This window comes from Methanothermobacter sp. (assembly GCA_030055615.1).
In the GTDB taxonomy this organism is placed as follows: domain Archaea; phylum Methanobacteriota; class Methanobacteria; order Methanobacteriales; family DSM-23052; genus Methanothermobacter_A.
Genome location: JASFYN010000002.1, coordinates 294,092 through 307,537 on the forward strand (window position 1 = coordinate 294,092; position 13,446 = coordinate 307,537).

11 protein-coding genes are annotated in these 13,446 nt (G+C 39.2%); 4 read left to right on the forward strand and 7 right to left on the reverse strand.

Annotated features, from left to right (window positions below):
• The 5 genes from QFX38_04760 to QFX38_04780 all read right to left on the reverse strand — a co-directional run bounded on the left by QFX38_04760 (position 1) and on the right by QFX38_04780 (position 5,940).
• Entirely contained in the window at positions 1–612 is a 612-nt protein-coding gene (locus tag QFX38_04760; GenBank protein ID MDI9624177.1) for a DUF2119 domain-containing protein, read from the reverse strand.
• Complete coding sequence (gene ahcY, locus QFX38_04765) at positions 609–1,862, reverse strand: adenosylhomocysteinase (protein ID MDI9624178.1); 1,254 nt, start codon at positions 1,860–1,862, stop codon at positions 609–611. The genes QFX38_04760 and ahcY overlap by 4 nt, the downstream gene beginning before the upstream one ends.
• 56 nt (positions 1,863–1,918) lie before the next feature.
• On the reverse strand, positions 1,919–4,111 hold the full coding sequence (locus QFX38_04770) for a CDC48 family AAA ATPase (protein MDI9624179.1): 2,193 nt from the start codon (positions 4,109–4,111) through the stop codon (positions 1,919–1,921).
• Between the two features lie 151 nt (positions 4,112–4,262).
• Positions 4,263–5,567: a prephenate dehydrogenase gene (locus QFX38_04775; GenBank protein ID MDI9624180.1), complete on the reverse strand. Its 1,305-nt coding sequence runs from the start codon at positions 5,565–5,567 to the stop codon at positions 4,263–4,265.
• A gap of 1 nt (position 5,568) precedes the next feature.
• Positions 5,569–5,940: a hypothetical protein gene (locus QFX38_04780; protein MDI9624181.1), complete on the reverse strand. Its 372-nt coding sequence runs from the start codon at positions 5,938–5,940 to the stop codon at positions 5,569–5,571.
• Positions 5,941–6,037: 97 nt separating this feature from the next.
• Here QFX38_04780 and QFX38_04785 point away from each other — a divergent pair, with 97 nt between their 5' ends.
• Genes QFX38_04785 through QFX38_04795 form a run of 3 tightly spaced genes read left to right on the forward strand, consistent with a single transcriptional unit; the run spans position 6,038 to position 9,181 of the window.
• Positions 6,038–7,093 (forward strand): mRNA surveillance protein pelota, encoded by a 1,056-nt coding sequence (locus tag QFX38_04785; protein MDI9624182.1) that lies wholly within the window; start codon positions 6,038–6,040, stop codon positions 7,091–7,093.
• A 24-nt stretch (positions 7,094–7,117) separates the two neighbouring features.
• Positions 7,118–8,302: a radical SAM protein gene (locus QFX38_04790; protein MDI9624183.1), complete on the forward strand. Its 1,185-nt coding sequence runs from the start codon at positions 7,118–7,120 to the stop codon at positions 8,300–8,302.
• A gap of 15 nt (positions 8,303–8,317) precedes the next feature.
• Positions 8,318–9,181 (forward strand): cell wall biosynthesis protein, encoded by an 864-nt coding sequence (locus QFX38_04795; protein ID MDI9624184.1) that lies wholly within the window; start codon positions 8,318–8,320, stop codon positions 9,179–9,181.
• A gap of 8 nt (positions 9,182–9,189) precedes the next feature.
• On the opposite strand, the gene QFX38_04800 is transcribed toward QFX38_04795, so the two are convergent.
• Positions 9,190–10,860: an AarF/ABC1/UbiB kinase family protein gene (locus tag QFX38_04800; GenBank protein ID MDI9624185.1), complete on the reverse strand. Its 1,671-nt coding sequence runs from the start codon at positions 10,858–10,860 to the stop codon at positions 9,190–9,192.
• 207 nt (positions 10,861–11,067) lie between these two features.
• Here QFX38_04800 and QFX38_04805 point away from each other — a divergent pair, with 207 nt between their 5' ends.
• Positions 11,068–12,117: a glycosyltransferase gene (locus QFX38_04805; protein ID MDI9624186.1), complete on the forward strand. Its 1,050-nt coding sequence runs from the start codon at positions 11,068–11,070 to the stop codon at positions 12,115–12,117.
• Here the strand turns inward: QFX38_04805 and QFX38_04810 are convergent.
• Positions 12,114–13,406 (reverse strand): NAD(P)/FAD-dependent oxidoreductase, encoded by a 1,293-nt coding sequence (locus QFX38_04810; protein ID MDI9624187.1) that lies wholly within the window; start codon positions 13,404–13,406, stop codon positions 12,114–12,116. The genes QFX38_04805 and QFX38_04810 overlap by 4 nt on opposite strands.
• Positions 13,407–13,446 lie beyond the last annotated feature (40 nt).

Here is a 13,446-nt window from a genome sequence, read left to right on the forward strand (position 1 = left end):
TTAAAATGGTGGATAATCGCCGAAAAATTCTATGGCATATCTTCTTGCAGTTTCAACTTGTTCAGGGTATTTCTTCACGAGCTTTTCCTCCAATTCTGGACGATCTTTTATTGATGCTATGACCTTCAAAATACTAGTATAGGTTTTAAGGGCTTTGGTGTCTATTTTATCTTTGATGCATGGCATTTCAAGGGTGATGCAAACATCAGCCCGTTTAAAAAAGGTAGTCCTTATATGCGGGGATACTGAGCCTATTAGAACACCATTTTCTAATTCGATGAGGGGTGGTACTCCAATCCTCCTCTTACGATTAGGATCTATAAGTCTTTTATAATTTTTGTAACAATGCGCCTCAACGTAAATTGATGGTTTATAATATTTTATTAATGAAATTATCTCCTTTCCTTGTCTTGTATTATAATATGATCTTTCCAAGGTGCTCAGGTAGGATGTTGGATCACAATTATAAATTACAAGTTTACCATTTTTCACATCCTCAAAACTCAATGCTTTAAGGGCCTTTATTGTTGTAAGACCTTCTTTTCCGTGTAAGCCCCCCACGAATAATCTCCTCGGCTCATCTCCTTTTTCTATCAGTCTGAAGAAACTCATGTTCCTTCCTGCCAATTACTCAAATATTCCACTTGCCTGGGTGTTAATTCGTCTATCTCTATGTTCATGGATTTTAGTTTCAACCTTGCAACTTTTAAATCGATTTTATCAGGGGATTTATAAACTCCTGGTTCATAATCCATGCTTAAAAGATGTTGTGCAGAAAGTGCTTGGAGTGAAAAACTCATATCCATTATCTCTGCAGGGTGGCCTTGTCCCCTGCTTGAAGCCAAGTTAACTAATCTACCCTCAGCGAGAAGATATAGTCTTCTACCGTCATTTAATATGAATTCCTCAATATCCTCCTTGATAATCCTATTATCAATTGAAAGACTTAAAAGATCATCACGGTTTATTTCCACATTAAAATGCCCAGCATTAGCCATTATACAACCATCCTTCATCTTCTTAAAATCTTCTAGGGAGACAACATCAATATTCCCAGTGGCTGTTATAAGTATATCAGCATATTTAACAGCCTCATTAACTTTCATAACTCTGAAACCATCCATTCTAGCCTCTAGGGCCCTTATAGGATCCACCTCAGTTATGATAACATTAGCTCCAAGGCCCTTAGCTCTCATGGCGATCCCGCGACCACACCATCCATAACCACAAATAACAACAGTTTTGCCCGCTATTAACATGTTAGTTGTGCCCATTATAGAATCAAGGGTTGACTGACCAGTACCATACCTATTATCGAAAAGATACTTTGTATAAGCGTCATTAACTGCCATTACAGGGAATCGTAGCGCCCCATCCTCTGCCATGGCCCTGAGACGGTGTATACCTGTGGTGGTCTCTTCACATGCACCTTTTATTTTATCTAATAATTCGGGTCTTTCTCTGTGGGCGAGGAATATCATGTCTGCTCCATCATCTATTAGGATGTCTGGCTCATGATCAAGGACACGATGTATATTTTCATAATATTCTTGGGTTGTTTCACCCCGCCAACCATAAATGTTAAGGCCGAGGGATGCTCCCGCTGCCGCAGCATCATCTTGAGTGGAAAGTGGGTTGCAACCTGTCATAGCGACTTCGGCCCCTCCGGCCATTAATGTTAGTCCAAGGTTGATGGTTTTTGGCTCGAGGTGTAAACATGAAGCTATTGTAATTCCCTCAAATGGTCTTTTTTCTTCGAACTCTCTTTTTATGTGTTCTAAGACTGGCATGTGCCTTTGAACCCATTCTATCTTCTCTTTCCCTTTTGGGGCTAATGAAATATCTTTTACATTATATGGCATGAGAATCCCTTTCTCCTCTATAAAGAAATGTTAAAAAAAGGTCTGGGGAGGTTCTTTTAGAGGTATTGTACTTGCTCTTCTACCATGGTTGATTTTGGTTTTATTTTTTTCATGGCCTCTTTGAAGTTTTTCATTGGAACCTCTTTTGCGTTCATGTCTTCTCTGAGTGTTAGCATAGCTGCTTCTCTGCAGATTGCTTCGATGTCCGCGCCAACATATCCTTCTGTCATCTCGGCCAACTTTTCTAGGTCAACGTCATCTGCTAGTGGCATTTTCCTTGTGTGGACTTTGAATATTGCGAGTCTAGCTTCTTTGTCAGGATCTTCAACTTTCACGTGTCTGTCGAATCTTCCTGGCCTTAACAAGGCAGGGTCTAGGATGTCTGGCCTGTTTGTTGCTGCTATTACAACCACGTCTTGTAGTTCTTCTAGGCCGTCTATTTCTGTTAATAGTTGGTTGACTACTCTTTGGGTTACTCCTGAGTCGGCTTCTGATCCTGTTCTCCGGGATGCTATTGAGTCTATTTCATCGAAGAATACTATTGTGGGTGCTGTCTGCCTGGCTTTCCTGAATACTTCTCTCACACCTTTTTCTGATTCGCCAACCCATTTTGAGAGCAATTCTGGTCCTTTGACTGCTATGAAGTTGGCTTCACTTTCGTTTGCAACTGCTTTTGCTAGTAATGTCTTACCGGTACCTGGTGATCCGTATAGTAGTATGCCTTTTGGTGGTTTTATGCCGAATTCTTTGAATTTTTCGGGGTATTTTAGGGGCCATTCGACTGCTTCTCTGAGTTCTTGTTTTGCTTTTTCAAGACCTCCGATGTCTTCGTATGTTATGTTAGGTACTTGTACTAGTACTTCTCTGAGTGCTGATGGTTGTATGTCCTTTAGGGCGTTTTTGAAGTCTTCTTTGGTTACTATCATTTTTTTGAGGACTTCTTTTGGTATTTCTTCGTCGACTTTTATTTCAGGTATCACTCTTCTGAGCACTCTCATTGCAGCTTCTTTACAGAGTGATTCTAGGTCAGCGCCTACGAATCCGTGTGTTATCTCTGCTAGCTCATCTAGGTCGACGTCATCTGCTAGTGGCATTCCCCTTGTGTGTATTTCTAGTATTTCTTTTCTTTCTTCTTTGTCTGGTACTCCGAGTTCTATTTCTCTGTCGAACCTTCCTGGTCTTCTCAGGGCGGGGTCTAGTGCGTCTGGCCTGTTTGTGGCTCCGATGACCATGACTTGGCCTCTTGTTTTAAGACCGTCCATGAGTGTTAGGAGTTGTGCGACTATTCTCCTTTCGACTTCTCCTGTTACTTCTTCTCTTTTTGGTGCTATTGCGTCTATTTCGTCGATAAATATGATTGATGGTGCGTTTTCTTCCGCTTCTTGGAATATTTCTCTGAGTCTTTCTTCTGATCCTCCGACGTATTTGCTCATGATTTCTGGGCCGTTTATTGCTATGAAGTGTGCGTCGCTTTCGTTTGCAACTGCTTTTGCTAGTAATGTCTTACCGGTACCTGGTGGTCCGTACATTAGTATGCCTTTTGGTGGTGTTATGCCCAGTCTTTCGAAGAGTTCTGGCCTTTTTAGTGGGATTTCTATCATTTCCCTTACTTTTTTGACTTCTTCTTTTAGGCCTCCGATGTCTTCATAAGTTACGTCCACGAGGTTTGTGACTCCTTCGAGTTTGCTTACGTCTACTGGTTGTGGTTGTATTTCGACGTTTGTCATTTCTGTGACTTTAACGACTCCTGAGGGTTTTGTTGATACTACTGCTAGTTTTATTTCTCCTAGTGGTGATATGTCCATGAAGTCTCGGAGTATTTCGTCGAACAAGCTACCTGTTGTTATTTGTTGTCTTATACCTGATACTATTATGTCTCCTTTTACGAGTACTCTGTTGAGGAATGCTGATCTTATATCACCTCTTATTATGATTTGTTGTTCTACTGGTGCTAGTACGACTTTTTCGGCTTCTTTTACATCGGCTTTTCTTATTGTTACTTCTTCTCCTATTGATGCTCTTGCATTTTTACGTAGGTATCCGTCTATTCTTATGATTCCTAGGCCTATGTCTGATTGTGATGATGCAGCCGTAGCTGCTGTGAGCTTTTTTCCTTCTATTTCTATTATGTCGCCGTCTTTGATGCCTAGTTCTTCCATTGCTTGGGGGTCGAGGCGGGCTATGCCTCTGCCCACATCTGATTGTGATAATGCTTCAGCTACTTTGAGTTTTATTTCTTTCTTATCCATTTTAGTCACCTATTATCTTATTTTTTTGTTATTTTATAATATTATGGGGGTTACCCTAATATTTTAGTAAATTTTTGTAACTATAATACAAATGCACTTTATATTATATAAACTTTTCGGTAACTTTAAATATGATAAGATAAAAATTGTATTATCTTATGATCGCGCCAAAACCTTCAAGTAAACCCTTAACCCTTTCATAAACTCCCCGATCTATAACTTCAAACCTAAAAGTCACACTTACCATCCCAGAAGGAATCTGATCACCTTTATAAATATCAACTACACTAGCCCTCACAACACCATCCAAACCTTCAATAACACTTCTTATAACCTCGGGATCACAACCTTCAAGAAACATGGCTGAAATATCATAACTACGCCTAGGAAGATTCTTCACCTTCCAATCCCAAAGCTCCTCCTTATCCAAAACCCGAATATTTGACACTTTAAGTCTCACACGCCTCTTACCAACCTTCAAAACAGCGAAATCAGGATCAACAGACTCTAAAACACCAACATGAACATTACCAGAATAAATATGTTTAAGACCAACCTCCTTACCAACAGAATCCTTCAGAACATCCAATTCTTTATTCAAAGCAAAAATAGCCTTATCAGATCTTCCAAGAGAAGCCTCAACATCATCAAGACTCTTAGCGGCGAAACTCATCCACCTAACAAAGTCATCCTTCTCTCCACGCCTTAAAAGATCCTCCAAACGTTCAACAGCCCCTATAAACTCTCTACGCACTCTTTCACCATACCTATTATAAACTTGTATAGAATAAGCCAAATAAGGATTCTGCGAAACTATCCTAGCAATAGTATCAAGCATAAGATTATAAATAGGACTCGCAAACCGCCTAGACTCCCCCACATCAACACCCAAATCCCTAATAGTCAACGCAATACTAATATAAGCAAAATGAGTAAGCACTTGAACAACACTCATCATCCTATCATGCTTCTCAGGCGAAGTAATCAAAACCCTAGCACCACGATCCCTCAAAAAACTAACAGCCCTTTCAACCCACCTAGACTTCCTCAAAGGAGTTAAAACCACAACCTGCCCAGCAAGTGAACGTATCCTAGGACCAAACATAGGATGAGCAGGAAGAACATCAACACCTTCAGGGACAAGTTCCTCCATCAAACGGGCAGGCTCCTCCTTCACAGAAGTCACATCAACAAGTAAAGAACCCCTCCGCATATTAGGAGCAACCTCCCTGATAACATCAAGAGTATTCTCAATAGGCACAGATATAATAACAACATCAGCACCCCTCGCAGCCCTAACATTATCAGGACAATACTCCACACCAAGCTCCCTACCAGCATTCTCCCCAGTAACCCTATCCCTACCAGTTATAATAACCTTAAAACCTTCACCCTTAAGAAAACCAGCTATCCACTTTCCAAGGCCCCGTGTACCGCCGATAACCGCAATATCCATATTACCCTACCTGCTCAGTTTTACCCAGCTGGGATGCCTTAACAGCCAAAAAACCGCCTAAACCGCCAAGACAAACTGCCAAGAAACATATTAAAAGAAAACCAGCAACAAAACTGAACATATCAACCCCAAGCATACTACTTATCCAATATGGCATCTCGGGCCCCATTATCATATTATAAATGAATAACATAATTGCAAGGATCAAAGTTGCTATTGCACCCACACTAGAACTCCTATCCTCCTCCTTAGTCAGATAAGTGGCGATAAAACCTACAAAGACGTATATAAAAACTCCCCCAAAAAATACGAACATCACAATCCCAAATATTATACCGATCAAAGTGGCTGTTCCAGCTTCATAATCACCCATTCAACATCTCCTCCCTAACATATTATATCATTCTAAGCATAACCTAAGTATTAGTGTAAGTCCCTTATATTATTAGATCTTTCTATGGTGTGAATCAATGAGAATAATCCAAGAGGACCAAAAAAAAGGAATAATAGAATTAATCCCTGAAACCCTTGACGACCTATGGCACCTATCCCATATAATAGAAAAAGGCGACCTTGTATCTTCAAAGACCACTCGCAGAATACAAGATACCAGTGGCGAAAGGATAAGAAGTGACAGAGGCGTGAAAAAAACATTCTATCTAGGAATCCGCGTAGAATCCGTGAAATTTCATAAATACACCGGCAAATTAAGGGCAACAGGAACCATAGAAAAAGGCCCTGAAGATCTAGTACCACTAGGCTCACACCATACACTAGAAATCAAATTAAACACACCATTACGCATAAAAAAAGAAACCTGGTCCAAATGGGCTCTGAAAAGATTAAAAGACGCCATAGAATCATCAAAAAAATTATATGCTATAATATTAGCATTAGAGGACGACACAGCCGATATAGGGCTTATAAGACAATATGGGATAGAATATTATGGCCCCATTATCGGGGGTATCCCAGGCAAAAGAATACAACAAAAAGACCGAAGAAAAAAAATCATCCAGTTCTATGAAAAAATAATAGAAGCCATAAAAAACCTGAAAGGAATAGAACTCATCGTCATCGCAGGACCAGGATTCACAAAAACAGACTTCCACTCCTACCTAAAAGAAAAACATCCAAAATTAGCTAAAATTTCAATAATAGAAAGCACAGGAACAGGAGGCCGTGTAGGAATACAAGAAGTCCTAAAAAAGGGTACAATCGAATGCGCAGCCACAGAAAACAGAATAGCAAAAGAAATCAGAAACGTCAACGAAATACTAGAAAAAATAGCAAAATCATCAGATTTGATCGCCTATGGAGAAAAAGAAGTTACAGAAGCAGCTAACATGGGCGCAATAAAAAAACTATTAATACTAGACAAACTTGTAAGCGAAAAAGAAACATTACTAGATCTCGTCGAAAACATGGGCGGTGAAATAATACTAATAAGCAGCGAACACGAAGGCGGCAAACAACTAGAAGCACTTGGAGGAATAGCAGCCATATTAAGATTCAAAATACACTAAAAAAACCCATTGAGGGACCAAAAAATGGGGATAACAATCAGCAACTGCAGAAGATGCAACACTTGCAAACTAGTACTATGCCCCGCAGGAAACGTTAAAAAAGCTGCAGATAAAGGTGAATGTTTCGAATGCGGAGCATGCACACTAGCATGCCCATATGAGGCCATAAAAGTGGAAAAAACCAGAAAAGAAAAAGTAGAGGTTACAGTAGACGGTAAAAAAGTGAAAGTAGCCGGGCTCGTGAAAGACGCCCTAAAAGCCGCTGGAATAGACGCAGGGAAATCACCAAAAAACACAATATTCATGCCATGCGAATGCGGAGGCTGCTGGGCCTGCGCAGTCAAAATCAACGAAAAAATAGCACTATCATGCATAACACCACTATCAGAGGGCATGGAAATAAAAACAAAAATCAAAGCCCCATTGAGAGTTATAAGTGGCTTCGGCGCCCACATGGTAGGTGGCGTTGGAACACCCTATTATTTAAAAAATAGCATAACACCCATAGAAGTTGTCGGATTCACACACGGTTGCAACTTAAGATGCCCACAATGCCAAAACCATCGCATCGCCTTCACAGCGAAAGCTCCACTACTAGAACCCAAAGAAACAGCCAATATACTACTAGGCCTCGAATCAATATACATGACAGGCACAATAACATTCTCAGGCGGAGAATGCACACTAAACAAGGAATGGTTACTCGAAACAATCAAAAGAATAAAAAAGGAAAGAAAGGTTAACATACACGTCGACACAAACGGAACAATCCTAAACCCAACATACATAGACCAACTAGTAAAAAAAGGAATGACACAAATAGGCATAGACCTCAAAGCACTCAAAATAGGGACATTCCAACACATCACAGGCATAAAAGACAAAAAAATCGCCAAAGAATACCTAAAAAATTCGTGGAACGCCACAGAATACATCAACGACAACTACAAAGAAGAAGTATACATAGGAGTCGGCATACCATACAATAAAAAACTAATAACCATAAAAGAAATCAAAAAAATGGGAGAAAAAATCCGCAAAATCAACCCAGAAATCCAAGTCTGCGTACTAGACTATAGGCCAGAATTCAGAAGACAAAATATCAAAAGACCATCATTCAGTGAAATGATCCAAATAAAAAGAATACTAAACAACGAAGGCCTCAAAACAGTCATTGTCCAAACTACACACGGTCACATCGGACCATAAGATGGTGGAAGTGCCATGTTAAACAAAATCATCATCGCAACAATCATAACACTAATACTAACACCAACAATAAAATTTTTCATAGAAAAATATGCTAGATCCACTAACCTCTACACTAAAATTCGTGGAGGCACTCCACGCGGAATCGGCCTGGCACCATTCATTATCCTCATATTATTTTTGCCCGTACCTTACAACCTCTTAGTGGGTATAATGGGTATTTTAGCGTTCATCGACGACATCATAGGACGAAAAAAGATAAAAAACTTAAAAATTGAATGGGGACAATTAGCAAGAGGTATCGGAATAATAACCATTTCAATTGTGGGATATCCTATTATGGGTGCTTCAAGCATCTTGGTAGCTTTGATGATACAACCTTTGAACATTGCAGACATGCAACCAGGAGCTGCCTGCACCACCATAATAATAACCTCAATTTTAGTTATAGTCTTATCATTTTTCAAAAACCAACCAATATACCTCCCCCTTTTACTATTAGTTACTTGTCTTGCATATTCACCCTTAGATTACAAAGGAAAGATCATGATGGGTGAAATAGGTAACCACAGTTATGCCATAGCCCTCGGAATAAGCTTCCACCTCCTCGGGGGATTCGAGACCGTTCTGATGTTTTTCCTACTCACAACATTTATAATAGCCCTAATAAGAAGAAAAAACTTGAAAAAGTATATCCAAGAAAACCTCAGAATCGAAAACCCAACATTAGGCGACTGCTTCATGGATGTTATAAGTGGGGGAGGACTCGGAGACTTGCTAAGACAATTGATACTAAAGGATAGAAAATTCAAGATCAAAAATAGGATTTTAAAAGCCCTAGGATTTAGAAGACTATTTCACAATCCTCACAATATGTGAACCCACGATCAATGGTATTTTCCACCTTTTAAGATAGAAAATAGAAGTCCTAGGCCTATCAGAAAACTGAGAATGAACCCAAGCGATCCAATGTAAGGTATTCCAGGTGCTATGCGAAGTTCTGCTGTTATAACCATGGATGATCCGATGATCAACGCAGAAGCTAATAATGCAAGTGATATTCTATTACTTGAGCGTTCAATTCTCTCTGCTAATTCATCAAGGTTTTTGTGTTCTAATTCTATTTTTATTGTCCCTTCTTCTATTACTTGGAGACCCCTTATGAGGGTTTGGGGGATTTTACCTATCAGATGTTCCAATTGGATAATCTTTTTCATGTCCACTTTGAAAATGTTTAATGGGTTTAAACGGGCTATGATTAACTTCTGAACCATCTCCTGAGCTATTTCTAACCCATTAAATTGAGGATCCAATCTTTCACCTATACTTTCGATCATGCTTATTGCCCTTACAAGGAGTACGAAGTTTCGAGGGATTTTCATCTTGTGTCGTATTAGCATTCTAGGCATTGTAAATTCCTTCATGATATTTCCAATCCTTTGAAGATCCGCCCCATAATATCTTTCTAATAAATCCATTATATCATACTTAAGAGCTTCCTTATCAGTTTCTGCGCTTATTATCCCCATCAACTCAATCTTTTCTATTATACCATTCACATCATAATCTATAATCGAAATTAGCAATTCTATGAGCTTATCTCTGAAATCCTCATCGATGTATCCAACCATCCCAAAATCTATGAAATATAATATTCCACCCTCCTGGATTATAATATTAGCCGGATGGGGATCAGCATGGAAAAATCCATAAATAAAAACCTGTTTAAAATAACATTCAAATCCCCGCTTAGCTATAACCCTCCCATTGAATTTAATTGGCGATCTCAAAATATCTGATAACTTCACACCCTCAACATATTCCATTGTAAGAACTCGAGAAGTGGAATACTCCCTATATACCCTAGGCGCATTAATCATCTCATCATCTGCAAAAAGAGAACGAAACATTTCTATATTATTAGCTTCATTGTAATAATCAAGCTCTTTAAGTATACTCCTCTCAAATTCCTCCACAATACCTGGAAGATTATAATATCTAAGTCTTGGAACATTCCTATCCACAAGCTTCGCAAGGTACTTCATTATAATAATATCCTTACGTATTTTATCCTCTATACCCGGCCTCTGGACTTTAACAGCAACCCTTCTACCATCCCTCAACCTAGCTTCATGAACTTGGCCAACAGAAGCAGATGCAATCGGATCCTCCCTAAAATCCCCAAAAATGTCATTTATAGACCTTTTAAGTTCCCCCTCTATAGTCTCCTCAACTTCCTTATAAGTCAATGGTCTTGCTTCATCTTGTAACTTTGATAATTCCTCTGCAATTTCTTCACCCACTATATCCGGGCGAGTGCTTAACATCTGCCCCAACTTTATAAAAGTAGGCCCAAGCTCCTCAAAGGCCAATCTAAGCCTCTGGGGTGCCGAAGCATCAACTTCCATCTCAGGATCCCTAAAATATAATCTAAATGGCTGGAATAACCTCCTCTTAAATTTGGTTTTTCCAAGGAATTCACCAAACTGATACTTCCAGAATACTCGGATTATTTCCCTAAGTCTCTTTATATCAGGCTTTTCTGGATAAAATTTCATAACCACCAACAAGAAAAATTATATTATAATTTATTATGTAAAGTTTTAGGATAATAGTCATCTCAGCAGTTACAACATAGAGGCCCAATATCTTATCCATTGGATTTTACAAACGAATTATACAAGCTAATCCTTGGGTAGACTTTAAGAGTCTATGAAAAATACCCCCATAATGTGGAGGACCCCTCCATTTGAGGTGAAAAGAAAATGAAAGCACTGTTCATGATCACAGGCCGTGGTATGGGTGGTGACGCTGTAATGGGACTTAATATAGCGCAGAATCTTTCTACTAGAGGCTTTGAATGCGAATTTGCATTAGATCACACAGCACCTGGTATACTATTCAAAAAAAGAAATATAAAATGGCACAAGATTCTGATACCACAAGCCGGAGGCCATGCCGCCACAAAATCTAGCCTATTTAAAGCTGCTTTAAAAGCCCTAAAGGGTACATGGGAAGGTTATAAACTGATAAAAAGGGTTAAACCGGATATAGTGGTTGGTGTTATAGGTGGCGGGGCCGTAATCGGCTGCCTATCGGCTAAATTAGCCAGAGTACCTGCTGTGGGCATCTCAAACACACCAACCGATGCTAGAATATGTAGAATCCTCAATCCAACTATAATGTTACCAGAATCAGGCCTTTTCAAAATCAAAAACATGAAGAATGTTTACAGTTCATACTCTCCAATAGACCCAAAGATCACAATGGGCAACCCTGATAATGCGCTTAAAAATATGCCACCATCATTCAACGAAGATTTTCCAACAATATTATTTTCCTCTGGTTCCTCACTTTTTGAACTAATGGCAAAAGCCGCCAAAAAAATAAGTGAAACTGACATAAAAGCTAATATTATTGTAATAGGCCACCCACTAAAAGATCGCTACGAAAAATACCTTCAAAGTCCTAGGATCATAAACCTAGGATATATAGATTGGGTTCCAGACCTTTACAGTCTTGTTGACCTTGCAGTGTTATCTGATGACGGGGTCATGATACATGAAGCCATAGCATGCAAACTTCCAATAATTGCATTAAAAGGTGTTAAGTATGGTAGATATCATAACATGGCATCCGTGTTCCCTGGCGCCGTTTTTGAAAGCGATTTTAATAATCTCGAAGACACTTTGAAAAAAGCTCTTAAAATGAAAGATGAAATGAAGGAAAAAGCATCCTCTTATAGTGAAAAGGTTATAAAAGCTGGTGACAGAATCGCCAATATAATCATGAAAGTTGCAATGGGGGAAATTTAATATTTTGCAAAGAAACGCATTAACTTGTAAATGACATCAGTCGAAGGGTGAGTTTCTATAAATTTTTCGAAATCATAGGTTTTAAAGCCTAGCTTTAAGAGGAGCGATAGATAAGATACCACATTACGACTTGAAGGGGCTATTGAATAAACTTTTTCTATAGTTCCCGTTTCAAGGTCTACCTGGACCTTACCCAAACCCGTATTACCATCTAAGACTTTCCAGAATGAACCAGGACCCGCAGCTCCTGGTATTTTCCCTTCAACGGATCTTTCTCCTTTTGTTTCTTCCATTTCGATGTAACTTACATCATAGCCTAGTGATATTGCATGTGGGATGTAGGTATAGTCCATCCTTTTTTCTATTCCCGCAGCATTTAATCCTGCTATTGCACCTTCCATGCGAGCCACTGGCGTTGTTCCAATCCCACCAATAACATCACCTGCAGCATAAATGTCTTTGCAACTTGTCTGCATCCTATCATCGACTATGATATTCCCTCTTTCACCTTTTTTAACAATATCTATTATCTCTGAATTGGGGATCATACCTGTAGCCAAGAATGGAAGCCCCTTAAAATACCCTTTGTCTGTTTTAACAGCTCCTCTTTTTATATTTTTTATGGTAGTGTTTGTGTGGATTTCAACATCCTTTAATAGTATTCTAGTTATGTAATCTCTTATTTCACTGTCTATTCTTGCTAGGAATTCTCTTCTGCATATGATATGAACCTTAGATCCCAGTATTGAGAATATGTTGGCTACTTCAGCGGATATAACACCGCTGCCGATTATAATTAAACTTTCTGGGATCTCTTCTAGGTTTAAGATGTCCCGGTAGTTTATGGCGTTTTCACTCCCTTTGATTGGGGGTGTGTATGGTCTCGCGCCTGTTGCTATAATCAGTTTATCATAGTTGAATCTTTCACCTTCTACTTCTACATGTTTATCGTCCGGGACTTTTGCTTCTCCGTATATTACTTCTATCCCCGCATCTTTGGTTTCCTTTTCTGTTATCTTCCTTATCCTTGTGATTGTCCTTTTGATTCCATCTGCTATTTTCTTATATTCTATGTTGTAATCAACTTCAAGTATTTGGTGTTTATTGAGGGTTTTGGCATCAGATAAAAAGTTTGTTATGTCTCTTAATCCGCATATGACCATGCAACCTTGGTTTAGGCATGTGCCGCCTAGGTGATCCTTTTCTATGATTGTAACATCTTCTTCTAGTGATGCTAATTCTAGGGCAGCTGCTCTTCCAGCAGGCCCCCCTCCTATAATGATATTCATAGGATGTGCCCCCATTAGATTTTATCCCATTTAACAATCT

Bases quoted from the DNA above. Each gene is read 5' to 3' on its own strand.
- QFX38_04760 (MDI9624177.1), bottom strand. From the start codon at position 612: ATGAGTTTCTTCAGACTGATAGAAAAAGGAGATGAGCCGAGGAGATTA.
- ahcY (MDI9624178.1), bottom strand. From the start codon at position 1,862: ATGCCATATAATGTAAAAGATATTTCATTAGCCCCAAAAGGGAAAGAG.
- QFX38_04770 (MDI9624179.1), bottom strand. From the start codon at position 4,111: ATGGATAAGAAAGAAATAAAACTCAAAGTAGCTGAAGCATTATCACAA.
- QFX38_04775 (MDI9624180.1), bottom strand. From the start codon at position 5,567: ATGGATATTGCGGTTATCGGCGGTACACGGGGCCTTGGAAAGTGGATA.
- QFX38_04780 (MDI9624181.1), bottom strand. From the start codon at position 5,940: ATGGGTGATTATGAAGCTGGAACAGCCACTTTGATCGGTATAATATTT.
- QFX38_04785 (MDI9624182.1), top strand. From the start codon at position 6,038: ATGAGAATAATCCAAGAGGACCAAAAAAAAGGAATAATAGAATTAATC.
- QFX38_04790 (MDI9624183.1), top strand. From the start codon at position 7,118: ATGGGGATAACAATCAGCAACTGCAGAAGATGCAACACTTGCAAACTA.
- QFX38_04795 (MDI9624184.1), top strand. From the start codon at position 8,318: ATGTTAAACAAAATCATCATCGCAACAATCATAACACTAATACTAACA.
- QFX38_04800 (MDI9624185.1), bottom strand. From the start codon at position 10,860: ATGAAATTTTATCCAGAAAAGCCTGATATAAAGAGACTTAGGGAAATA.
- QFX38_04805 (MDI9624186.1), top strand. From the start codon at position 11,068: ATGAAAGCACTGTTCATGATCACAGGCCGTGGTATGGGTGGTGACGCT.
- QFX38_04810 (MDI9624187.1), bottom strand. From the start codon at position 13,406: ATGAATATCATTATAGGAGGGGGGCCTGCTGGAAGAGCAGCTGCCCTA.